Here is a 23,765-nt window from a genome sequence, read left to right as displayed (position 1 = left end):
CGGCGGTCAGCCCGCGCAATCCGCGGCGGCGGGCCCCTGCCCGGTGGCCGCCAGGAAATCGACGAACCGGCGGTCGGCGATGGCGGTGTGCACCTTCAGCCATTGGCCGATGGCGGCGAGCAGCAGGTAACGGCGCACGTAGTCGCCGGTTTCGTCCGCGCCGGCGCCGGCCAGGATGAAAGAGCGGATGCCCTCCAGCCGCTCCAGGAACGCGGCGTGGAGGCGGCGGTGCACATCCCGTTCGGGGAAACCGGTGGCGGCCATCAGCGCCTCCTCCGCGGCGAAATGATCGCCGGCAAGGCCGAGGAGTTCCCTGCACAGCGTCCGCAGGTCGGCCGGCGGCGGCCCGTCGGCGGCGGGGGCTTCCAGGGATTCGCGCACCACGGCGTAGAGCGCGCACAGACGCATGTGCGCCGCGTCCACCACGGCATCGCCGGTGGCGAAGGGATCGGCCGGCTGCGGCCCGGCTGCGGCGACGCCCATATCCGAATCCCCCCTTCCCGATGCACGCGGCCGTGTGTTCGTATGTAATCGTAGCGCGGGGGCTGCACCTCCTCAAGAGACCATCATCATCATACCGCAATATGCCAAAGGATGCGCCATCATTGCGACACCGAGTCGTATTGCCGCACCCGGCCGGTGCGAGCTAGCATGATCGGAGGCGATAATATCAGTTCGCGTGACGGGATGCCCCGCGACGATTGGTCGGAACGGATGACACAATCCACGGAACCTCCGGATGCCGGCCCGGATGGCGACTCCGACGTGCCGCCCGAACTGCGCCGCCGGATCGAGGAACTGGTGGCGCGCATCCCGCGCTACGCCATCCGCGCGGTGATCGAGGAAATCGACGCCAGCGGCCGGCAGCGCACCGGCCGCGCCCGCATCCTGCGCGATTCGCTGGTGGAACAGTTCAACCGCCTGCGCCCCTTCAAGGCGCGGCGCCTGTTCACCAGCCTGTTCGAACCCCTGCTGGTCGACGACCCCGTGCTCTACCGTGCCCGCGACCCGGTTCCCGGCCTGATCCAGCGGGTCGACATGGGCGGCATCTGGCAGGCGTTGAGCCGCTATGCCTTCCCCAAGCTGGCCATGGAGGTGCAGGACCGCCTGGACGTCCTGTCGCAGGACGCCCTGCTGGACCGCGTGCTGGCCGGACCGGAGGCGCTGGCCCTGCGCGAGCGCATGCGTCTGGCCGCGGTGGAGCATCTGGCGCTGGTCCCCACCAACCGCCGCATGGCGGAGGAGTTTCTGACCCTGGCCAACCGGGAGGCGTTGCAGGACGCGCGGCGCCGGGTGCCGCACCTGACCGCCAAGGCGCCCATCGACCTGCGCCTGCTGGCCTTCGCCCAAGCGGTGCTGGAGGAAGGGGAGCCGCTGCTGGCGGCGCTGGAGCGCATGCGCCTGGACCTGTCGGACACGCCGGCGACGGGGGAGCACCGCCACGCCGAGGTGGACGGCCAGGCCGCCCTGGTGGTCGGCTACATCCGCGAGCTGCGCGGCATCTGCCCCAACCGCGACTACGAGGACCCGGTGGTCTGGCTGCCGTCGCTGATGGCCCTGAACGTCAAGGGCCGCTACGACGTGGTGCTGCGCTACGTGCGCGAGTACGGCGGCCCGGCGGTCAGCGAGAACCACCCGCTGCATCAGGCCCTGTTCGGCCATTTCGCCGCCTGCTGCGCCACGCTCGGCGAAACGGTGAACGCCGTGTTCGGCGAGGTGGACGGCCCCGCCGGCGCGGTGCTGTCGCTGCCGCGCCCGGTGCGCGACCTGCTGGCGGAGACGCTGACCCGCCTGGACCGGTCGCTGACCGCCCTGTCCGCGGGCGGGTTGCTGGCCAGCCGCTTCGTCGGCCCGCGGGTGCGCCCGCGCCTGGCCGAGGCCGCCCGGTCCCTGTCGACCGCCGCCCTGCCGGTGCTGGCCGACCGGGTGCGCGCCGCCGTCACGGCCCGCCACGCCCCCACCCCCGACCATGACGACGTGGTGTGGCTGCTGGGCTTCCTGCGGTCGTGGAGCAGCGTTCTGGCGTCGGTGGGCTACGCCACGCCCGATCTCACGGCGTTCCGCAACCGGTTGGTCCAGGACGCCGGCGCCGCCTTCCTTCAGGCGTCGAAGGTGGAGGACGGGGACGACCCGTCGGCGCGGATGGCCCACATCCTGCGCATCGAACGGCTGCTGGGCGCGGTGGGCGAAGGGGTCGGCCCGTGGATCGGCGCCATGAGCCAGGGCCTGCAGCGAATCGCCCGCTTCCACCTGGAAAGCGACGCCCCCATCGACCCGGACGCGCGCGCGGTCATCGACCGCATCGTCGCCGCCGTCGGGCAGGAGCTGGCGCGCTCGCGCAACTGGCAGAGCGCCGAGCTGGTGTCGCTGCTGCGCCTGTACGAGGCGCGGACCGGTTAAAACCGCAGCGGACGGGACGGGTCGGACGCAATCCAACCCGGTGCGAATCAAAAACGTTCGGCATTGCGGCGGATGTGCTATCCTGCCGCCCCGCTCCGCGCAGGGTCCCCCCGCCGGGACGGGACCTCATCCCGGCGAATCGCCCAAGACGGCGGCTGCGCCGTTCCGGACCAACGAGCTCGCGCAGACAGAAGACCCGCATGAACATCATCATCGAACGCGCCGCCCTGCTTCGGTCCCTCGGTCACGTGCAGAGCGTGGTGGAACGCCGCAACACCATCCCCATCCTGTCCAACGTGCTGCTGACGGCCCGCGACGGCGAGCTGGCGCTGGCCGCCACCGACATGGATCTGGAGATCGTGGAGACGGTGCCGGCCACGGTCAGCCGCACCGGCGGGACCACCGCTCCCGCCCACACCCTGTACGACATCGTGCGCAAGCTGCCCGACGGCAGCCAGGTGGAGCTGGACGTGGCCGGCGACGGTACCCAGCTCACCTTGCGCTCGGGCCGTTCGCAGTTCCGCCTGGGCTGCCTGCCGGTGGAGGATTTCCCGCAGCTGTCCGGCGGCGACCTGCGCACCCGCTTCACGCTGGCGGCGGCCGACCTGCGCGCCCTGATCGACCGCACCCGCTTCGCCATCTCCACCGAGGAGACGCGCTATTACCTGAACGGCATCTATCTGCACGCCGCCAACGCACGCAGCGGCGGGGCGGAGCTGCCGGTGCTGCGCGCCGTGGCCACCGACGGCCACCGCCTGGCCCGGGTGGAGATGCCGCTGCCCGACGGCGGCGAGGGCATCCCCGGCGTCATCGTGCCGCGCAAGACCGTGGGCGAGGTGCGCAAGCTGATCGACGAGGCGGCGGACCGCATCGAGGTGTCCCTGTCGGAGAACAAGATCCGCTTCGCCTTCGATTCCATCGTCATGACCTCGAAGCTGATCGACGGGACCTTCCCCGACTACGAGCGGGTCATCCCCGTCGGCAACGACAAGGTGATGGAGGTCGACGCCAAGCTGTTCGCCGCCGCGGTGGACCGTGTGGCCACCATCTCCACGGAGAAGAGCCGGGCGGTGAAGCTGTCGCTGGCCAAGGGGCTGCTGACCCTGTCGGCGACCAGCCCCGAGGCCGGCAGCGCCACCGAGGAGCTGGAGGTCAATTACCAGGAAGGTCCCCTGGAAATCGGCTTCAACTCCCGCTATCTGCTGGACATCACGCAGCAGATCGAAGGTGAAGGGGCCCGCTTCACCATGGCGGACGCCGCGTCGCCCACCATCGTGCGCGACGTCGCCGACAACGCCGCCCTGTACGTGCTGATGCCGATGCGCGTCTGACGGGCCGAGGATTGCAACGACCGCCCCGCCCGCCTCCGGGCCGGGGCCGTCGGCCGTTCCGCGAACCGGTGACGCCCCCCGTGCTGGAAGCCAGGAAGATCGCCCCCTCCCCGTTCCCCGACGCCCTTGCGGTCACGCGGCTGACGCTGACGCGCTTCCGCAGCTACGCCCACGCGCGCCTGGAGCCCGACCGTCGCCCGGTGGTGCTGACCGGACCCAACGGCGCCGGCAAGACCAACCTGCTGGAAGCGGTCAGCTTCCTGGCGCCCGGCCGCGGCCTGCGCGGTGCCACCATCGCCGAGGTGGAGCGCATCGGCCCTGTGCCGGAGGCTCCCGATGAGTCGCCCGGCGGCGGCTGGGCGGTGGCGGCGGTGGTGGAGACGCCCAACGGCCCGGTGGAGATCGGCACCGGCCGCGACGCGCGGGCGGGCGACGGCAACCGGCGCGTCGTGCGCATCGACGGCCATCCCGCCCGCGGCCAGACCGTGCTGGCCGACCATGTGGCGGTGGTGTGGCTGACGCCGCCGATGGACCGCCTGTTCCTGGAGGGGGCGAGCGGCCGGCGCCGCTTCCTCGATCGCCTGGTGTTCGGCTTCGACCCCGCCCACGCCGGCCGCCTCAGCCGCTTCGAGCACGCGCTGCGCGAGCGCGCCCGGCTGCTGCGCGACGGCCGCTTCGACGACGGCTGGCTGTCCGGGCTGGAGGACGCCATGGCGACGGCGGGCGTGGCGGTGGCGGCGGCGCGGCGCGACGTGGTGGGCCGTCTGCGCGCCGCCTGCGGGCGCGCCGTCGGACCGTTCCCCGGTGCCGTCCTGGCGGTGGAGGGAACGGTGGAGGGCTGGCTGGACGAAGGGCCGGCGCTGGCCGCCGAGGACACCCTGCGCGACGCGCTGCGGGCACGGCGGCGCGACGACGCGGCGTCCGGCGGTGCCGCGGTGGGCCCGCACCGCAGCGACCTGGTGGTGCGCCACCGGGCCAAGGACATGCCGGCGGCCCTGTGCTCCACGGGGGAGCAGAAGGCGCTGCTGATCGCCATCGTGCTGGCCAACGCCCGCCTGCTGGCGGCCGAACGGGGAGCGGCGCCGCTGCTGCTGCTGGACGAGGTGGCGGCCCATCTGGACGCCGAGCGCCGGGCCGCCCTGTTCGGGGAGATCCTGGCGCTGGGCGCCCAGGCGTGGATGACCGGCACCGACGCGGCGGTGTTCGCGCCGCTGGGGGCCGATGCCTGCCGCTTTCGCATCGAGGAGGGTCGGGCAATGCCGGAATGATCGGGCCGGGCCCGCCTCAGGACGCAAAAAAATGCGGTTTTGCGCGCCGCAACACACCATATTTGGACCGACCTCTGTTAGACTAGACCCATGGCACAGGAAGCGATGAAACCCGTCCCGCAGCAGGACGAATACGGCGCCGGCTCGATCACGGTCCTGCGCGGACTGGACGCGGTGCGCAAGCGGCCGGGCATGTACATCGGCGATACCGATGACGGCTCCGGCCTGCACCACATGGTCTACGAGGTCGTGGACAACGCCATCGACGAGGCGCTGGCCGGCTTCTGCGACACGGTGCAGGTGACACTGAACGCCGACGGCGGCGTGACGGTGCGCGACAACGGCCGCGGCATCCCCACCGACACCCACCCCGAGGAGGGTGTGTCGGCGGCCATCGTGGTGATGACCCAGCTTCACGCCGGCGGCAAGTTCAACCAGAACTCCTACAAGGTGTCGGGCGGCCTGCACGGCGTCGGCGTGTCGGTGGTGAACGCCCTGTCGGAGACGCTGGAGCTGCGCATCTGGCGCGGCGGGCGGGAGTGGTTCGTGCGCTTCCGCCACGGCGTGCCCGAGGGCGACCTGGCGGACGTGGGCGCCGCCCCGGCGGTGACGGAGGGGTCGCGGGCCGGCCAGCTCCTGACCGGTACCGAGGTGACGTTCCTGCCGTCGAAGGAGACCTTCTCCAACACGGAATTCGATTTCGCCACGCTGGAGCACCGGCTGCGCGAGCTGGCGTTCCTCAATTCCGGCGTGCGTCTGGTGCTGAACGACGCCCGCGGCGTCGAGCCCCGGGCGGTGGACCTGTTCTACGAGGGCGGACTGGAGGCGTTCGTGCAGTGGCTCGATCGCTCCAAGGTGGCGCTGCACAAGCCGGCCATCACCCTGCGGGCGGAGCGGGCGACCGAGCACGGCGGCGCCGTGGCGGTGGAGTGCGCGTTGCAGTGGAACGACAGCTACCACGAGACGACGCTGTGCTTCACCAACAACATCCCGCAGAAGGACGGCGGCACCCATCTGGCCGGCCTGCGCGCCGCGCTGACGCGGGCGGTGAACAACTACGCCAACGAATCCGGCATCGCCAAGAAGGAGAAGGTGACGCTGTCGGGTGACGATGCGCGCGAGGGGCTGACCTGCGTGCTGTCGGTGAAGGTGCCCGATCCGAAGTTCTCCAGCCAGACCAAGGACAAGCTGGTGTCGTCGGAGGTCCGGCCGATCGTGGAATCGGTGGTCGGCGAGTCTCTGGCCCAGTATTTCGAGGAGCATCCGGCCGACGCCCGGCGCGTGGTGCAGAAGGTGGTGGAGGCCGCGGCCGCCCGCGAGGCGGCGCGCAAGGCGCGCGAGATGACGCGGCGCAAGGGGGCGCTGGACATCGCCTCGCTGCCCGGCAAGCTGGCGGACTGCCAGGAGCGCGACCCCGCCGCGTCCGAACTGTTCATCGTGGAGGGCGATTCCGCCGGCGGTTCGGCCAAGCAGGGCCGCTCGCGCCAGTTCCAGGCGATCCTGCCGCTGCGCGGCAAGATCCTGAACGTGGAGCGGGCGCGCACCGACAAGATGCTGTCCTCGGCGGAGATCGGCACGCTGATCACCGCCATCGGCACCGGCATCGGCCGCGACGAGAAGGACGGCTTCGACGTCGACAAGGCGCGCTATCACAAGATCATCATCATGACCGACGCGGACGTGGACGGCAGCCACATCCGCACGCTGCTGCTGACCTTCTTCTTCCGCCAGATGCCGGAGCTGATCGACCGCGGCTATCTCTACATCGCCCAGCCGCCGCTGTACCGCGTCAAGCGCGGCAACGCCCGCGAGCGCTATCTGAAGGACGACCGGGCGCTGGAGGAGTATCTGATCGAGGCGGCGCTGGGTGACCTGACGGTGCAGCTCCCCGACGGCGGCCTGCTGGCGGGCGAGGCGCTGCGCGACCTGGTGGAGAAGGCCCGGTCCGCCCGTCCCGCCCTGGAGACGCTGGCCCGCAAGGCCGGCAGCACCATGGTGGTGGAGCAGGCGGCGGTGCTGGGCGGCCTGTCCCCCGCCCTGGCCTCCGCCGAGGACGGTGCCCGCGCCGCCGTCGCCGCGGCGGTTGCGGCGCGCCTCAACGCCCTGAGCGAGGACGGCGGCTGGCGCGGCGATGCGCTGGCCGAGGGCGGCTACGAGCTGATCCGCACCCGGCGCGGCGTCACCCACCGCCACCGCCTGGACGCCGACCTGCTGAAGAGCGCCGAGGCCCGCCGCCTGCACGCCCTGGCCGACGACCTGAAGCGCAGCTTCGCCGAGCCCGGCCGCGCCTTCGAAAAGCAGAAGGAGGTCCGCCCCCTGACCGGCCCGCTGGTCCTGTTCGACACGGTGATGGAGCTGGGCCGCCGCGGCGTGACGGTGCAGCGTTACAAGGGGCTGGGCGAGATGAACCCCGACCAGCTCTGGGAGACGACGCTGGACCCGGCCAAGCGCTCGCTGCTTCAGGTGAAGATCAACCACGCCGACCAGGCCGAGGAGGTGTTCTCCACCCTGATGGGCGACATCGTCGAACCCCGCCGCGAGTTCATCCAGGAAAACGCCCTGAAGGTGGAAAACCTGGACGTGTAAGGGAGGGACCCGCCCCGCCCGCCCGAACCTTAAGCGCTGCCCGCCTGTTGAAGTCTGCCGGTCGATACCAAACGTAACCGGCAGACCAACGGACACGCGGCCGGCCAGGGGGCCGGATACACGGCGGGAAGGAGTGCACCCATGGGCGGCTTGAGCAAGATCCTCGGCGTCATGCTGGCGAACGGAATGGGCGGCCACACCGGCCGTGGCCCCGCATTCGCCGCGGCGATGCCGCTGCTGCTCGGCAAGAAGGGCAAGAAGCTCAAAAAGAAGCACTACGGGTACGGTGCGCCCCACACGGCGGGCACCGGCATGGGGCTGACGCAGAAGGCCGGCCTCGCCGCCCTGGCCTATCTGGCCTACAAAGCCTACCAGGACAGCCGGACCACCGCGCCGACGTCGGCGCCCTCCGAACCGGGCGACCGGGCCGGCAATCCGCTGGGGGGCATATTGGATCGCCTCGGTCTCGGCGGCATCCTCGGCGGAGCGGGCGGCGGGCCGGGCGGTGGATCGGGCGGTGGCGGGGCATCCGGCGGTCTCGGCGACCGTCTGGCCGGCATCCTGCGCGGCGGCACGCCGGAGCCCGACCTGGGCGACGCCAGGGCCCTGTTGCTCATCCGCGCCATGATCACCGCGGCCAACGCCGACGGCGAGATTTCCGCCGATGAACAGGGGCGCATCCTCGCGAGCCTCGACGCCGCCGGGGCCGGCCCCGACGAACGCCGCATCGTCGAACAGGAACTGCGCTCACCCCGCCCCATGGACGACATCGTCCGCGAGGTCGGCGACCCCGACACGGCGGAGCAGGTCTATCTGGCCTCGGAGCTGGCGGTGCGCGGCGGCACGGACACCGACCGCCAGTATCTCTCCTATCTCGCCTCCCGCCTCCGCCTGCCGGACGATCGCCGGCGGGACCTGGACGCGGTGGTTCAGTCGTTCGAAGGACCGGGCTGAGGCGGTGCGTCGCCGCCCCGCCCAAAGAAAAGCCGGACCGAAACGGTCCGGCGAGTTCCCTGGGTACGTGCTGAACCTTGCATATGGGGTGCCGCGGGCGGGCTGCCATCCCCTCCGGGATTCATAGGCGGAAAGTCGGATGTTGCGCATTTTCCGAGGAACGGAAAGTTTTTATGCCGATGTTGTCGGCAGCGGCGGCCGCGGCTAGGGTCCGCCCATTCGATGGGTTGCAATACAGGTTGGACGCTTCTTAGCTCACTGGGCTCGCCGGTCTCCGGCGAGCCCTTTTCTTTTGGGGCGCCGGTCACCGGCGCAGCGGCGTCCAATCGGTGGGCGGGGTGGCGTCGGCGGGGCGTGCGCCGGGCGGCGGCGGATCGAAGCCGGCAAGGGAGCGCCAGGGCTGGCCGGTCAGCCGGCTGGTCGCAAAGAACGGCGTGACCTGCAGGTCTGCGGCGTCCACCACCATGCGGCGCCCCGTGGGGAACAGCGGCGCGCCGCCCTCGATCACCACGGTCCGGGCCAACCCGTCGGGTCCGGTGCGCACCTCCCCGATGTTGCCCAGGATGTGCCGGCCGTCGGGCGACAGGACCATGATGCTGGTCAGCACCGGCGGGCCATATTGGGCGGCGGTGGCCGTGGCGGGTGGCCGGTCGGCGCCGGCACAGCCGGCGAGCCCCGCGGCGCAGGCCAGCAGCACCGGCGCGAGACGGGCGGAAACGGTCGGGGGCGGGCGGCGCCGGCGCATGGCGGGTCCTCCGGTGGCGGGAACGGATGCCGGAGTCAACGGCCAAGGCCGCGCCGGGTTGCCGCCGCGTGCGGGGTACCGCCGGAGCGTCGGCCGGGTCAGACGGCGCGGCGCGCCGCCAGCGCGCGGGCCCGCGCCTCGACGATGCTGGTGCGCAGGCTGCTGTCGGTGACGGTGGTGTAGCCCTCGGTGGTGCTGATGCTCTGGTGGCCGAGCAGGCGCTGGACGAAACGGATGTCGACCCCGTTCTCCAGAAGCTGCGTCGCCGCGGTGTGGCGCAGCATGTGGGGGGTGATGCGCCGCTCCAGCCCCGCGGCCTCGCCGGTGCGGCGCACCAGCAGGCGGATGTGGGCGGCGTCGGCGGGGCCGCCGGACGCGGTGATCAGCAGCCGGTCGTGCCCCGGTGCCCGCGCCGCCCGCGCCGCCAGGTACGACTCCACCAGCGCGACCGTCACCGGGTCCGGCAGGAAGACACGGCGCTGCCGGCTGCCCTTGCCGTTGACCGTGAGCACCCCGGCGCCACGGTCCAGGTCGCCGAGCCGCACCGCCGCCAGTTCCCCCACCCGCAGCCCGGTGCACAGCAGCAGCTCCACCGCCACCAGGGCGGTCAGCGAGTCGGCACCGGCCCGCGCCGCCGCCTTCCGGACCTTGGCCTCGGTCGGCCGCCCGGCGATCCCCGCCCCGGCGGCGGCGGCACGCAGCAGGGCCGCCATCTCCTCTCCCGTCAGGCTGCGCGGCAGGCGGCGCGGCAGACGGATGCGGGCGTCCAGGCGGTGAAAGGGACTGACGGCGATGACCTCGTCCAGCTCCAGCCAGCGGAACATCACCTTGAGGCTGGCAAGGCGCCGCTTGACGCTGGTCTCCTTCAGCCGGCGCGCCTCGAACAGATGGGTGAGGTAACGCCGCAGCGCCGGCCGGTCGACCGCCGCCGCCGCCGTCTCCGGCCCGATGAAGCGCGTGAACTCCCGCAGGTCGATGGCGTAGGCGCGCAGGCTGTGCGGCGACAGGTTCTTGACCCGGCAGTGGTTCAGGAAATCGGCGCAGGCCTGCTGAACGTTCATGGGACGGTCATCGCGATGGTTCGCATACGCAGGTATGGCTACCCCGTTCGCGCCGTTCTTGCAAACAGGGAGCACCGGAGCAGAACATCGACGGATGAAGGGCCGGGCGGCGGGAAAGCCTGTTGCAGACCCTCAGGGTCCGGGTTACATAGGGGGCCGGAGAGGTGTCGTCCGCGTAGCTCAGCAGGATAGAGCACAGGATTCCTTGTTTAACAACTGGGCGTTGCAATCGGAAACGGTGCAACGGATCTGCTCAAAGTCGGGGAACGCTACGGCGCGCGTGCGCCTTGCCAATCCCGAGCCAAGCCCCTGCCAAGGGGAAGGTGTAGAGACTGGATGGGCAGCGCCTAAGGGCCTTCAGCGCCTAAGGTGAAGGGACAGTCCAGACCACGAACGCCCGCAAGGGCGGCGGTGAAAGCCGAAGTGGTATGAATCCTGGGGCCGTGGGTTCGAATCCCGCCGCGGACACCAATCTCCTCCTCCGATCCGCTCCCCGACACCGTGTCATCACGCAACCGGTCCGCATGGGCGCACCGGGTTTGCGGTGACGCGTTCGCCGCCCGGTTCTCCCGCGGCCGGCCGCCGGCGTCACATTTGCCGCTCACAAAACCTTCATCGACCAAATATTTGCCGACCATCTTCCCGTCCTCGCCCAAAAGTAACTTGTGAACCCAGGATTTTTATGAATAATCGCCATCGACAAGGATGGTGTGTACTTTTTATTACGCTTGTTATGCGTTTTTTTGTTCGCCTCCGCCAGCGACAGGAACGGAGTTGTGCAATGCTCGCCCGCCTCTCGACTAAATTGTCGGCGCTTTTCCTTTGCATATGCCTCGCCATGACGGCCGCTTCGCCGGCGGTTGCGCAGGACAAGGTCGTGCGCCTGACGTCGCTCGACTGGCCGCCCTTCAGCGGTGACGCCCTGAAGGACAAGGGCGCGGCGGTGGCGGTGGTGCGGGCCGCCTTCGCCGCGGTCGGTCACGAGGTGAGCGTGAGCTTCTACCCCTGGAACCGGGCCGTGACGCTGGCCAGGGAAGACAGCGGCATCCGCGGGTATTTTCCGGAGTACGCCGGGGCGGAGGTCGAACGTGACTTCATCCTGTCGGTTCCGCTCGGCACCAGCCCCCTGGGCTTCGCCGAACGGGTGGACGCACCGGTCACCTGGACCGGACTGGACGATCTCGCGAACGCGCGAATCGGTGTCGTCGACGGCTACGTCAACACCGAGGACCTCGACGCCCGCATCGCCGACGGCCGGCTGACCGCCGACCGGGCGAACAGCGACGCCACCAACCTGAAGAAGCTGGCGGCGGGTCGCATCGACCTGGCGGTGATCGACCGCGCCGTCATGACCGACCTTCTGCGCACCAACCCCGACCTGAAGGCGCTGGCGGCGGGCCTGCGTTTCAACGCCCGGCCGCTGGAGGACAAGACCCTGCACATCGCCTTCCGCAAGGGGGCGGAGGGTGAGGCGCTGGCCCGCCTGTTCGCCGAAGGGCTGTCGAAGATCGACGCCGCGGCGATTCTCTCGACCGCCCTGGGGAGTTGACCGGCCGCGATCGGACCGTTGATCGCCCGCCGAACCGGCAAGGAGAGTGGGATGATTCGCCTTTATCGCCGCAGCCTGACCGCGCATGTGATCGTGCCGATCGCGGCGCTCCTGGTCGCCATCGCCCTGTGCGCGACGGCCGCCGCCGTGTGGGCGACCATGACCAGCGCCCGCGACGCCCTGGACGAGCGGGCCCGGATGACCGTCACGGCGCTGGGCGGCGGGGCCGGCGAAGCGCTGTGGAACATGGACTCGTCCGCCGCGAAGGCGCTGCTGGCGGCGCTGGCCGCCGACCCCGACTATGTCGGCAGCGCCATCCGCGACGCCAGGGGGGCGGCCTTCGCCACCGACGGCACGATCAGGGGGGCCGCCGCCGAGGGCATCGTCTCCCGCACCCTTCCCCTCCTGCGCAACGACGGCGGCACGATCGCCACGATCGGTGAGATCGAACTGCGTCTGAACACCCGGCGCATCGAGCGGCAGAGCATGGACAACGCGCTGGCCATCGCGGCGGGCGCCCTGGTGGCGCTGCTGGCCGTCTGCGGCACCCTGCTGGTCATCGTGCGCGGCGTCACCCGCCCGATCTCCCGCATGACCGAGGCGATGCGGGCGCTGGCGGACGGCCGCACCGACATCGCGGTGCCCGATGTCCGGCGCGAGGACGAGGTCGGCCATATGGCCGGGACGCTGGCGGTGTTCCGGACCCACGCCCTGGAAAGGCGCCGGCTGGAGGACGAGCAGGTCCGCCTGCGCGACGAGGCCGAGCGCCAGCGGCGGGCGATGCTCGAAGCGATCGCCGGCCGGTTCGACCGGGACGTCGGCCAACTGCTGGCCGGGGTGACCGGAACCGTCGGGGCCATGAGCGAGTCGGTGTCGGACGTGGCCATGAGCGCCGCCGACAACGCGACGATGAGCGGCATGGTGGCGCAGACCTCCGGAGAGGTCAGCGCCAACGTCCAGACGGTCGCCGCCGCGGTGGAGGAACTGGAGGCGTCGATCCGCGAAATCTCGGCGCAGGCCCAGTCCGCCCACGCGGAATCGGAAAGCGCCAGCCGCGAGGTCGGCGGCACCATGGAGCTGATGAACGAACTGGTGGGACGGGCCGACAAGATCGGCAATGTGGTCACCCTGATCTCCAGCATCGCCGGCCAGACCAATCTGCTGGCGCTCAACGCCACCATCGAGGCGGCGCGCGCCGGCGAGGCCGGGAAGGGCTTCGCCGTCGTCGCCACCGAGGTGAAGAACCTGGCGGGCCAGACGGCCAAGGCGACGGAGGAGATTTCCGGCCTGGTCAGCGGCATCCAGAGTTCCACCGGTACCGCCGCCGCCCGCATCGGCGACTTCGTGACGGTGATCGGCCGCCTGAGTTCCATCAGCGCCTCCATCGCCGCCGCGGTCGAGCAGCAGAGCTCTGCCACCGCCGAGATCGGCCGCGCCGTCCAGCAGGCGGCCAACGGGACCGAACGGCTGCGCGGCGCCGTCCAGGACGTCGCCGCATCGGCTCAGGGCAACGGCGAGGCAGCCGGCCGCCTGCGGGAGGGCATCGGCGAACTGCAGCGCAGCGTCCGCGAGGTGGGAGAGCAGGTGGACCGCTTCGTCGCGCAGATCGCGGCGGACTGAACACCGCGCCCCGGTCCTGCGGGTGCCGGGATGGTGGCGGCGGTGACGCCGCCGCCCGAAAACCTTCATCCAACCGTCACCGGGGGAGTCGCCGGCACCCCTTACGGTGGAGGGCCGTTGTTTCCGACCAGAGGGTGTCGTTCGCATGGGCCGGCTGACCGACGATGAGTGCCTGGACATTGTCGAGGACGATGGTCCCGATGGTGTTGCGGACGGCGGCCGGCCCGCTCCGGGCACGAGGAACGGCGGCGGGCGGTGCTGGCGCATCCTGCTGGTGGACGACGATGAGGCCGTCCACAGCGCCACCGCCTTTTCCCTGACCGGTACGGAGATCCTCGGCCGGCGGCTGGAGCTGGTTCACGCCCTGTCGGGGGGGGAGGCGCTCGACCTGCTGCGCCGCGACGGCGATTTCGCCGTCATCCTGCTGGACGTGGTGATGGAAAGCGCCGACGCGGGGCTGCAACTGGTCCGCCGTGTCCGCGAAGAACTCGGCCTCTCCCTGCCCCGGATCATCCTGCGCACGGGGCAGCCGGGATACGCGCCGGAACTGACGGTCATCCGCGACTACGACATCAACGACTACCGCACCAAGGCGGAGATGACGCGGGCCCGTCTGCTGACCTCCCTGCATGCGGCGTTGCGCACCTACAGCCACATCCAGGCGCTGGAAGCCAGCCGCCGCGGGCTGGAGCAGATCATCGGGGCGTCGGCCGAACTGTTCCGCCACGCCTCCCTCCGGGCGTTCTGCGACGGCGTCCTGACGCAGATCGCCGGTCTGCTGGACATCGACGCCCGCGGCCTGGTGATCGCCCGCATGCAGGCGGGATCGGCCGGCCCCCGGAGCGGCGATCCGCTGATCCTGGCGGCAGCCGGCCCCCACCGCGACCTGTCCGGACGCCCGCTGGCCGAGGTGCCGGACGAGGTCCTGAAGGCGTTGCTGCGCACCGCGCTGGAACGGCGGAGCAGCGTGTTTCATCCGGACGCCACGGTCCTTCACATCGGCGGCCGCAGCGGCGACGATCTCGCCGTCTATCTGGCCACCGAACGGCCGCCGGACCCGATCGACCGGAAGCTGCTGGATGTGTTCTCCTCCAACGTGGCCCTCGGTTTCGACAACGTGTCGCTCCTCGACGGCATACGGCGGATGGCCTTCTTCGATTCGGTGACCCGTCTGCCCAACCGCGCCTCCTTTCTCGACGCGGTCGATCAGGGGCTGTCGCAACGGTCCGGCACCGCGGGGTGCCTGATGGTGCTGCTGATCGATCTCGATCATTTCCAGGCCCTGAACGACGGCCTCGGCCATTCCATCGGTGACGACCTGCTGGTGGCGGTCGCCGAACGCCTGGGCGGGGTTCTGCCCGCATCCGCGCTCCTCAGCCGGATCACCGGCGACACCTTCGGCGTGCTGGCCGCGCTGCCCGACGGCACGGCGGCGCGCCGTCTGATCGGGGCGGTCGAACAGGTCTTCGCGGGACCGTTCCTGCTGGACGGTCACCCCATTGCCATCGGGGCATCCGGCGGCTACGCCCTCGACGACGGCGGAACGGACGCCCACCGTCTGTTCCGGCGGGCGGGCATGGCGCTGAAGGCCGCCAAGCGCGAGGGCCGCGGCCGCGTCCTGGCGTTCGACCCGACCATGGAGGCCACCCTCCGCGATCGCCTGTCGCTGGTGAGGCGAATCCCCGAAGCCCTGGAGACGGGACAGTTCTCCCTGGTGTTCCAGCCACAGGTGCGGTTGTCGGAAGGGTCCGTAACGGGAGCGGAAGCGTTGCTGCGCTGGCGACACCCCGATGGCGGCTCGGTGCCTCCCGATCGTTTCATCCCCGTGGCCGAGGATTCCGGACACATCCTGCGGCTGGGGGAATGGGTGTTGCGGCAGGCGTGCGAGCACCAGGCCCGCTGGCGCGACGGCGCCGTGGGCCGGTTGCGCATCGCCGTGAACGTATCGGTGCGCCAGTTGCGCGACGGCCACGCCGTGGGTGCGGCCGAGCGCGCGCTGGCCGCCAGCGGCGCCGATCCCGCCGACATCGAGCTGGAGATCACCGAAAGCCACGCGATGGAGAACGACCAGGTTCTGGCCTCCGCCAGGGCCTTGCGCGACATGGGGTTCAGCATCGCGATCGACGATTTCGGCACGGGGCACTCCTCGCTGTCGCGCCTGCAGCAGCTTCCGGCTTCGTTGCTGAAGATCGACCGCTCCTTCGTGCGCGACATCGACCGCCGGCGGGAAAACCGCAGCATCGCCGCCGCCATCGTGAAGATGGGGCACGCCTTCGGACTGGACGTTCTGGCGGAGGGGGTGGAGGTGCCGGCCCAGGAGGAGGTGCTGCGGGCGCTCGGCTGCGACGCCGTGCAGGGGTTTCTCTATGCGCCCCCGCTGCCCGCCGACGCGTTCGAGCGCTGGCTGCTGAACGGCGGTCCGAACACGCCGGCGGCGGTCATGCAGGCTGCACCGGCCGGCGGACACTGACGGCGGCGGCGCTCCACCCGTCATCGTCGCCGTCACCGCCGTCCGGCCCGGCACCGTGCAGCGGTGCCGTCACCGGCAGGCGCATGGTGAACCGCGTCCCGACGCCGGGGGTGCTGGTCACCGCGATGGTCCCGCCCAGCACGCTGGTGACGATCGCGTAGACGATGTGGAGCCCCAGGCCGCTGCCCCCGCTGCCGAGCCGGGTGGTGAAGAACGGATCGAAGATCCGCGGCAGCACCGCCGGCGCGATGCCCGCCCCGTTGTCCTCGACGATCAGCGTGACGCGGCCGTCCTCGTCCGGCGGCTCGGTGGCGATGCGCAGGACCGCCGCGGCCCTCTCTCCTCCGGCCGCCGCCGCGTCGAAGCCATGCAGCACCGCGTTGGTCATCAGGTTGGTCAGCACCTGCCCCAGCGCCCCGGGGTAGCTGTCCATGGTGACGCCGGCGGCCGGTTCCAGGGCGAAGGTGACGCCGCTGCGCTTGTGGGCGGGTTGCACCATCGCCGCCACCTCGGCGCACAGCTCGTCCAGGGTGAAGGCGCGCCGCTGCTCGCTGGTCTGATCCACCGCCACCCTCTTGAAGCGGCTGATCAGGTCCGCCGCCCGCAGCAGGTTGGCGGTCAGCAGCCGGCCGGCGGTGGCCAGGGACTGCGAATGCTCGCGCAGCGCCGACCGGCGCAGCTCCCGCCCGTCCAGGGTCCGCGTGAAGGCGTCGATCCGTTCGACCAGGGTGGTGGCGACGGTCAGGCCGTTGCCGAGCGGGGTGTTGATCTCGTGCGCGATGGTGGCCACCATGCCGCCCAGCCCGGCCAGCCGTTCGGCGCGCACCAGTTCGTCCTGCGCCTGCCTCAGCGTGTCGAGCGCGGCGCGGAGTTCGCGCGTCCGTTCCGCGACCCGGCGTTCGATCTCCTCCATCTGGCCGGACTGCCGTTCGATGAAGCGCAAGCGCTCGGCCGCGTGCTCCTTCAGGACGGCCAGGGCCGCCACCATCCGGCCGATCTCGTCGGGGTGCGGGGCCACGGGGATGGCGACGTCGGTCCGGCCGGCGGCCAGCGCCGTCAGGCTGGCGGTGACGCTGCGGATGGGCGCCGTCACCTCCCGGATGATGTACGCAAGCACACCGCAGACCACCAATGACACGCCGAACCCGATCAGGCCGATCGCCCGGGCGCGTGACCGCGCGACCGCTTCCCCGTGCGCCGTGGTCAGGGCAAGTTCCAGCGTGCCGATCCGCTCGTCGGCCCCGTCGGGTCCCGCGGCCGCCCGGACCAGCGGCTGACTCTCCACGATCACATCCACGGCGGGTGCGAACGGGGTGCCGAGTGCCACGAGGAGCCGGCCATCGGCCAGCAGGACCCGCGCCCCGATGAAGGCAGGGTCTCCCGCCATCGGCGCCAGCAGGACGCCCACCCCGGCCCGGTCCAGGTTCCACACCGCCTCCGCCGCGCCGCCGGCCAGCAGCGCGACGGTCTGGCGCGCCCGATCGCTCAGCGCGTCCCGCGCGTCGCGCACGGAGACGTCGATGGCGGCGTACGTCGCCACCAGAACCGCCGGCAGCAGCGGCGCCAGCACCAGCAGCAGGGTGCGGATCATCAGGCTTCGCGACAGGGGATTCCCCGCGCCGATCCCCGTCAGCGTCACCGCTGGTCGCGCCGGGCGAGGATCGCCGGACGGGACGGCGTCACGGCAAGCCGGCCGGCGGCGGCGATCACGGTGCGAAAGAGTATGTCGCGCATGACAGCCCCCGTTCCGAGAATGGTCCCGGAGACAGGGGTAGCAGTCCTGGGCGGCAACTCCGCGAACGATTGGTTACGTTTTCCCGAGATCGGGAGCCCGGCGTTACGCCGGCTCTCCCGTGCGCCGCGCCGGGCCGCCGCGCCCGCGGCCGCCGTGGGGGGCGGGCTGGCGGCGGTGCTGCGCCTGGGGCTGCGGCCGGCCGCCCTGGGGCTTCTTGCGCGGCGGCTGGCTGCCGGCCCGGGCGGCCATGCGGTGCAGGTTGGCCACGGCGTCGGCGTGGAAGCCGTGCTCCTCCTGCACCGGCACGGCGCGGCGGATGGCCTTCTCGATGGCCCGCAGGTTGCCCACCTCCTCGGCGTCGCACAGGGACAGGGCGATGCCGTCCTGCCCGGCGCGCGCCGTACGGCCGATGCGGTGGACGTAGGATTCCGGCTCGTTGGGCAGGTCATAGTTGATGACGTGGGTGATGCCGTCCACGTCGATGCCGCGCGCCGCGATGTCGGTGGCGACCAGCGCCCGCACCCGGCCCTCGCGGAAATCGGTCAGGGCCCGCACCCGGGCGGTCTGCGACTTGTCGCCGTGGATCGCCTCGGCCCCCAGTCCGGCCTTGCGCAGGTGCTCGGCCACGCGGTCGGCGCCGTGCTTGGTGCGGGCGAAGACGATGGCGCGCTCCACGCCGGGCTCGCGCAGCAGTTCCACCAGCAGCGGCCGCTTGTCGGCGCGCTCGACGAACAGCACGCGCTGCTCGATCCGGTCGGCGGTGGTGGCGGGGGGCGCCACCTCGACGCGGGCGTGGTCGGACTTCAGCAGGCCACGCGCCAGGCCGGCCACCTCGTCGGGCATGGTGGCCGAGAACAGCAGGGTGTGGCGCTCCGCCGGCACCTTTTCCATGATCTTCCGGATCGCCGGGGCGAAGCCCATGTCGAGCATGCGGTCCGCCTCGTCCAGCACCAGCACCTCCACCGTGTCCAGGCGGATGTGACCCTGGGCGATGAGGTCGAGCAGGCGGCCCGGAGTCGCCACCAGGATGTCGACGCCGCGCGCCATGGCGGCCACCTGCGGGCTCTGCCCGACGCCGCCGAAGATCACCGTGCGGCGCAGCGGCAGGTGCCGCCCGTAGGTCCCGAATCCGTCGGAGATCTGCAGCGCCAGCTCACGCGTCGGCGCCAGGATCAGCGCGCGGGTGGTGCCGCGGACGGTGCGCTTGCGCACGGTCATCAGGCGCTGGAGGATGGGCAGGGCGAAGGCGGCGGTCTTGCCGGTGCCGGTCTGCGCCAGGCCCAGCACATCCCGCCCTTCGACAAGGTGCGGAATGGCCTGCGCCTGGATGGGGGTGGCGGTGGTGTAGCCTTCTTCGGCCACGGCGTTCAGCAGCGGCTCGATCAGGCCGAGAGTCGCGAATTCGGTCATTCTCTTCTGTTCCGTGACGCCCGCGGTGGCGGGCGGAGGCGACCGAAACGCGAAACGCACCGGATCGGCGCCGACGGGATCGGTCTCGCGCCGGTCCGGCGCAGGATGGGTGCCGCGCGAATCGCGGCCGACGGCGCCACACATAAGCGACCCGGCAGCCGGACGCAAGGATCGCACGCGGTGGCGCCCGCTCCGGCGACCCCGGCGGCCCGGCGCGCGACGGCCGCGCACCCCGCGAAAACCGCCCGTAAAGGTGTTGAAAAGGCGCATGGCCTCAGCCATAAGACTGGCGCCTAACATTCGTATCGTGCGGCATAACTTTATTGCAATGCGGTTACAATCTCTGGCCGCGCATGGCCGGCGCGGGCCGGTGTCCGGATCACGGGTCCACACACGCGAGGGAACCATGGACTTTCAAGCGCGCACCACCCCCGACGCCATCGAGGCGCGCCTGTCCGGCCGGCTCGAGTTCACCGACCACGACCGCCTGCGCGACCTGCTGGACCTGCTGAACGGCCCGGGCGCCCGGCGGTTCGTCGCCGACCTGTCCGGGCTGGACTTCATCGACTCCGCCGGGCTGGGGATGCTGCTGATCCTGCACGAGGAATGCGAATCGCGGGGCATCGCCCTGGTGGTGCGCGGCCCGCGCAACGAGGTGCGCCGCAGCATCGACCTGGCCCGTATCGGCGAGGTCCTGACCATAGAGTACTGACCCCCACCATCGCGTCTTCGCCGGAGGGAGGCCGATGGCGCCACCGCTCGCGGGCAGCCGGGTGCTCATCGTCGATGCCGAGGAGTCCAGCCGGGTCATGCTGGCGGGGCTGGTGGTGCGTGCCGGCGTCGATGCCATCGCCTTTGCCGGCGACGGCGAGGAGGGGCTGCGCAAGGTCCTGCGCTTCCGCCCCGATCTGGTGCTGCTCGACGTGCGCATGCCGCGCATGGACGGGCTGGAGATGTGCCGGCGGCTGCGTCGCGATCTGGGGGAAGCCACCCTTCCCGTGCTGTTCCAGACCCCTGCCGACGGCGACGCCGATCCGGCGCACTGCTTCGAGGCCGGCGGCAGCGACGTCATCGCCAAGCCGATCCGCCCCGGCGAGTGCATCGCGCGCGTGCGTCACCACCTGGAAAAGCGCGCCCTGTTCGAGGAGCTGTCCTCCTTCCGCCGGCGGGTCGAGGCCGAGCTGACCCAGGCGCGCACCCTGCAGCTTTCCCTGGTTCCGGAGCGGCGGCACCTGGAGGCCGCCGGTGCGCGCTATGGGCTGGCCATCGAGTCCCATTTCGAAACGTCGTCGGAGCTGGGCGGCGACCTGTGGACGCTGCGGCCGCTCGACGACACGCGCATCGCCGTGATGATCGCCGACTTCACCGGCCACGGCGTCACCGCCGCCCTCAACACCGTGCGCCTGCACACGCTGATCGACCGCATTCCCCTGGACGCCGGCGACCCGGCCGGCTGGATGATGGCGCTCAACGCCGCGCTGAAGGCGACCCTGCCGGTCGGCCAGTTCGCCACCGCGTTCCTCGGCATCATCGACGTGGCGGCCGGCACCCTGACCGGCGTCGGCGCCGGTTCCCCCAACCCGGCCCTGTGGCTGCCCGACGGCTCGGTGCGGCTGCTGGAGTCCTCCGGATTGCTGCTGGGGGTGTCGCGCAAGGCCAGCTACGTCTCCCGCACCGTCGCCCTGCCGCCCGGCGCCGCCCTGTTCCTGTACAGCGACGCCCTGATCGAATGCGGCGGCCCCGCCGGCATCGGCCAGCAGGCGGTGCCGCTGCTGGTGGGCGCTGCCATGGCCGGGGCTCCCGGCCGGCCGCTGCACCACGTGCTGGACCGGGTGTTCGGCGGCCGCCCGCGCCCGCTCGCCGACGATCTGACGGCCGTGTGGATCACCCGTCTTTGACACGAACCGGCCGCCGCCGCCGCCACGCGACGCTTCCCGCCGGCCCGCGCTTGCGTCTAGGATGCGCCCCGATCGACCCCTCGGCGGAGCCTGCCATGTCCGAGTCCTGTCCCGCCCATCTCGTGGCGCTGGCCCAGCGCCTGGCCGATGCCGGTGCGGCGGTGATCCGCCGCTATTTCCGCACGCCCGTCGCGGTGGACGACAAGGAGGACCGCTCGCCGGTCACCGTGGCCGACCGGGAGGCGGAGCGCATGATCCGCACCATCATCGAGGCGCAGCGTCCCGACGACGGCATCTTCGGCGAGGAGTTCGGCACCCGCAACCTGGACGCCGAGTACGTGTGGGTCATCGACCCCATCGACGGCACCAAGTCGTTCATCGTCGGACGCCCGATCTTCGGCTCGCTGATCGCGCTGCTGCGCAACGGCACGCCGGTGCTGGGCATCATCGACCAGCCCATCGTCGGCGACCGCTGGATCGGCGTCGCCGGCCGGCCCACCACCCACAACGGCCAGCCGGCGAAGGTCCGGCCCTGCCCCGGCGGGCTGGCCGCGGCGATGGTCGGCACCACCGGCCCCGACCTGTTCCCCGGCGACACGCTGGCCGCCTTCCGCCGCGCCGCCGGCGCCGCCAAGGTGACGGTGTACGGCGGGGACTGTTACACCTACGGCCTGCTGGCATCGGGCTATTACGACCTGGTGGTCGAGGCGGGGCTGAAGCTGTACGACTTCGCGGCCCTGGTCCCGGTGGTCACCGGGGCCGGCGGCGTCATGACCGACTGGGACGGCCGTCCGCTGGACCGCACCTCCGACGGACGGGTGATCGCCGCCGGCGATCCGCGCACCCACCGCGAGGCGCTGGCCGCACTGGCCGGCTGACACCGCCCGCCGAACGCCGATCACCGAACGAGCGCAGCCGACAAACGACCGCACCATGCCATCCGTCCCCGTGTCCCGCCCCGCCCGCCCCATCCTCGACGGCCTGTCGCCCAAGGTGCATGGACTATTGCAGTCCATGGCCGGCCGGGTGGCGGCGGGTGCCAATTGGATGGTGCGCAAGAAGACGCTGTGCGACCTGATGCTGGGGCTGGACTCGTTCTTCTCCATGACGCCCGGGGAGCGCCGCGCCGCCATCGGGCGGGCGCCGGACGCCGACGAACCCGACGACGCCGGACCGGCCGAGCCCTTCGCCGGGCTGCTGCCCACCTACGTCGGCGCCATTCTGGAGCACCTGGGCGAGGAGCGGGTTGCCGGCCCCGAACAGGCCGCCATCTATCTCCTCTCGATCCAGCCCGAACACACCGGGGCCGCCGAGGCGTGGATGCAGCTCGACCCGCGGCACGAGAAGGCGGTGCGCCGCATCATGCGCCAGGACCGCCGCTACGCGGCCCTGATGACGCTCCTGTCGGAGCACGACCGCAGCACCCCGTCCCCCCGCGACACCGCCGCCGGGGCCGACGAAGCCATGCAAGGAGAACCCCGATGACGGCCATCGCCAAACCGGAGACGCCCGTCTTCGACACCGCTCCCGACGACCTGAAGCCCGTCCTGGAAAGCCTCGCCGACGCGCTGGCCGGAGAGGAGGACTGGGCGCTGCGCAAGGACGCCCTTCTGGAGGTGCTGATGGCGGTCGACGGCATGACCGCCCTGTCGCCGGCCCAGCAGACGGCGCTCGCCCGCATCATGGAACAGGTCGAGGCGGGCACGCTGAGCGAGGAGGAGGCCGAACGCACCCTCTCCGCGCTCACCGCCGGGGAGACCCCGGCGGCCGACGGCGAGGCCAGCCCGCCCCCGGACCTGCTGCCCATGTTCATCGGTGCCATCCTGGAACGGCTGGACGAACCCCGCATCACCTGCGCCGAGCAGGCGGGATTCTACCTGCTGTCGGTCCAGCCCGAACACGTGGAGGCGGCCGAGACCTGGCTGGAGAGCGACGAGAACCACATGCAGGCGTTCCAGGCCCTGCTGGACGAGGACCGCGCCTTCGCCGCCCTGTTCGACCTGCTGATGGCCGGCGACGACGGGGACTTCGACGACGACGACGCGGATGATGATGACGATGACGATGACGACGGCATGATGTTCGAACTGCCCGATGCCGCCAACGACGACGTCCCCGACCCCAAGGGCCGGCAATGACCCCGACGCCCGTTCATCCCCCGGCCAACTCGGTCTATGCCGACCTGGACGCGGTGATCCGCGCGCAGGTGGACACCATCGTCGACCGAGTCGCCGCCGGGGCGAACTGGAAGGTCCGCAAGAAGTCGCTGCTCGACGTGCTGACGGCGCTGGAAGCCCTGGCGACGATGCCGCAGGAGAGCCGGGAGGCGCTGTTCCGCCGCCTGGCGGAGCTGGACGGACGCGCGCCCGCCGATCCGCCGGCAGACGACGAAGCGGAAGCAGCGGACGCCGATACCGGGGTCGGTGCGCCGCGCCCGGAAGCCCTGGTGCTGTTCTACGCCGGCGCCGTCCTGGAACGGCTGGAGGAGACGCAGATCACCGGCCCCGAACAGGCGCTGATGTACACCCTGTCCATCCACCCGGAACACGGGCAGTCGGTGATCGACTGGATGAACGCCGATATCCGCAACGCCAAATCCCTGAAGAAGACCATGAAGGCCGACCGCACCTACCGCGCGCTGATGCGCACCATCGACCGGGCGGTGGCCGACGCGCCGGACGGGGTGGAGGAGGCGCAGGCATAGGCGCCGCCCGGTGGGTGGCGGCGGCGGCATGATG

General features: G+C 71.4%; 19 protein-coding genes. 14 read left to right on the top strand and 5 right to left on the bottom strand.

The window, feature by feature from the left end:
• Nucleotides 1-6: 6 nt before the first annotated feature.
• A complete protein-coding gene (locus G472_RS0112260) occupies nt 7-483 on the bottom strand; it encodes a bacteriohemerythrin (protein ID WP_029008631.1) in 477 nt (158 codons plus the stop codon).
• 282 nt (nt 484-765) lie between these two features.
• On the opposite strand from G472_RS0112260, the gene G472_RS32800 reads away from it, so the two are divergent.
• The 5 genes from G472_RS32800 to G472_RS32795 all read left to right on the top strand — a co-directional run bounded on the left by G472_RS32800 (nt 766) and on the right by G472_RS32795 (nt 8,539).
• A complete protein-coding gene (locus tag G472_RS32800) occupies nt 766-2,400 on the top strand; it encodes a hypothetical protein (protein ID WP_211100181.1) in 1,635 nt (544 codons plus the stop codon).
• A gap of 200 nt (nt 2,401-2,600) precedes the next feature.
• Nucleotides 2,601-3,731: a DNA polymerase III subunit beta gene (dnaN, locus tag G472_RS0112250; RefSeq protein WP_029008630.1), complete on the top strand. Its 1,131-nt coding sequence runs from the start codon at nt 2,601-2,603 to the stop codon at nt 3,729-3,731.
• An 80-nt stretch (nt 3,732-3,811) separates the two neighbouring features.
• A complete protein-coding gene (gene recF, locus G472_RS0112245; RefSeq protein ID WP_051340728.1) occupies nt 3,812-4,999 on the top strand; it encodes a DNA replication/repair protein RecF in 1,188 nt (395 codons plus the stop codon).
• Nucleotides 5,000-5,089: 90 nt separating this feature from the next.
• The gene (gyrB, locus tag G472_RS0112240) at nt 5,090-7,585 is read left to right on the top strand and encodes a DNA topoisomerase (ATP-hydrolyzing) subunit B (RefSeq protein ID WP_029008628.1); all 2,496 of its coding nucleotides are present in this window, start codon (nt 5,090-5,092) and stop codon (nt 7,583-7,585) included.
• A gap of 141 nt (nt 7,586-7,726) precedes the next feature.
• Nucleotides 7,727-8,539 (top strand): tellurite resistance TerB family protein, encoded by an 813-nt coding sequence (locus tag G472_RS32795; protein ID WP_051340727.1) that lies wholly within the window; start codon nt 7,727-7,729, stop codon nt 8,537-8,539.
• Nucleotides 8,540-8,843: 304 nt separating this feature from the next.
• On the opposite strand, the gene G472_RS0112230 is transcribed toward G472_RS32795, so the two are convergent.
• Both G472_RS0112230 and G472_RS32790 read right to left on the bottom strand, forming a co-directional pair.
• Nucleotides 8,844-9,284 carry a hypothetical protein gene (locus tag G472_RS0112230; RefSeq protein WP_029008627.1) on the bottom strand — a complete coding sequence of 147 codons (441 nt, stop codon included), beginning with the start codon at nt 9,282-9,284 and terminating at the stop codon, nt 8,844-8,846.
• A 98-nt stretch (nt 9,285-9,382) separates the two neighbouring features.
• Nucleotides 9,383-10,345: a tyrosine-type recombinase/integrase gene (locus G472_RS32790; RefSeq protein WP_051340726.1), complete on the bottom strand. Its 963-nt coding sequence runs from the start codon at nt 10,343-10,345 to the stop codon at nt 9,383-9,385.
• Between the two features lie 838 nt (nt 10,346-11,183).
• Here G472_RS32790 and G472_RS0112220 point away from each other — a divergent pair.
• The 3 genes from G472_RS0112220 to G472_RS0112210 all read left to right on the top strand — a co-directional run bounded on the left by G472_RS0112220 (nt 11,184) and on the right by G472_RS0112210 (nt 15,984).
• Nucleotides 11,184-11,894, top strand: coding sequence for a substrate-binding periplasmic protein (locus G472_RS0112220; RefSeq protein WP_169732807.1), 711 nt, complete (start codon nt 11,184-11,186; stop codon nt 11,892-11,894).
• A 51-nt stretch (nt 11,895-11,945) separates the two neighbouring features.
• Nucleotides 11,946-13,514 (top strand): methyl-accepting chemotaxis protein, encoded by a 1,569-nt coding sequence (locus tag G472_RS40570; protein ID WP_029008625.1) that lies wholly within the window; start codon nt 11,946-11,948, stop codon nt 13,512-13,514.
• A 145-nt stretch (nt 13,515-13,659) separates the two neighbouring features.
• A complete protein-coding gene (locus G472_RS0112210; protein WP_029008624.1) occupies nt 13,660-15,984 on the top strand; it encodes a GGDEF/EAL domain-containing response regulator in 2,325 nt (774 codons plus the stop codon).
• Here the strand turns inward: G472_RS0112210 and G472_RS32785 are convergent.
• Both G472_RS32785 and G472_RS32780 read right to left on the bottom strand, forming a co-directional pair.
• A complete protein-coding gene (locus G472_RS32785) occupies nt 15,953-17,575 on the bottom strand; it encodes a sensor histidine kinase (RefSeq protein ID WP_084536598.1) in 1,623 nt (540 codons plus the stop codon). The two genes, G472_RS0112210 and G472_RS32785, sit on opposite strands and share 32 nt — an antisense overlap.
• 246 nt (nt 17,576-17,821) lie before the next feature.
• On the bottom strand, nt 17,822-19,129 hold the full coding sequence (locus tag G472_RS32780; RefSeq protein WP_035692212.1) for a DEAD/DEAH box helicase: 1,308 nt from the start codon (nt 19,127-19,129) through the stop codon (nt 17,822-17,824).
• Between the two features lie 406 nt (nt 19,130-19,535).
• On the opposite strand from G472_RS32780, the gene G472_RS0112190 reads away from it, so the two are divergent.
• From G472_RS0112190 to G472_RS32770, 6 genes are all read left to right on the top strand, one after another.
• Nucleotides 19,536-19,841, top strand: a complete 306-nt coding sequence (locus G472_RS0112190; RefSeq protein WP_029008623.1) for an STAS domain-containing protein — start codon at nt 19,536-19,538, stop codon at nt 19,839-19,841.
• Nucleotides 19,842-19,875: 34 nt separating this feature from the next.
• Nucleotides 19,876-21,027, top strand: coding sequence for a PP2C family protein-serine/threonine phosphatase (locus G472_RS0112185; RefSeq protein WP_029008622.1), 1,152 nt, complete (start codon nt 19,876-19,878; stop codon nt 21,025-21,027).
• Between the two features lie 95 nt (nt 21,028-21,122).
• Nucleotides 21,123-21,905 (top strand): histidinol-phosphatase, encoded by a 783-nt coding sequence (hisN, locus tag G472_RS0112180; RefSeq protein ID WP_029008621.1) that lies wholly within the window; start codon nt 21,123-21,125, stop codon nt 21,903-21,905.
• A 55-nt stretch (nt 21,906-21,960) separates the two neighbouring features.
• The gene (locus G472_RS32775; RefSeq protein WP_051340725.1) at nt 21,961-22,512 is read left to right on the top strand and encodes a hypothetical protein; all 552 of its coding nucleotides are present in this window, start codon (nt 21,961-21,963) and stop codon (nt 22,510-22,512) included.
• Entirely contained in the window at nt 22,509-23,165 is a 657-nt protein-coding gene (locus tag G472_RS0112170; RefSeq protein ID WP_029008620.1) for a hypothetical protein, read from the top strand. The genes G472_RS32775 and G472_RS0112170 overlap by 4 nt, the downstream gene beginning before the upstream one ends.
• Nucleotides 23,162-23,731 (top strand): hypothetical protein, encoded by a 570-nt coding sequence (locus G472_RS32770; RefSeq protein WP_051340724.1) that lies wholly within the window; start codon nt 23,162-23,164, stop codon nt 23,729-23,731. Before G472_RS0112170 ends, G472_RS32770 begins: the two co-directional genes overlap by 4 nt.
• The last annotated feature ends 34 nt before the right edge of the window (nt 23,732-23,765 follow it).

It is taken from the genome of Azospirillum halopraeferens DSM 3675, assembly GCF_000429625.1.
Lineage (GTDB): Bacteria > Pseudomonadota > Alphaproteobacteria > Azospirillales > Azospirillaceae > Azospirillum > Azospirillum halopraeferens.
Note: the sequence above shows the minus strand (reverse complement) of the source record. Positions and strands in the feature narration are given on the sequence as shown.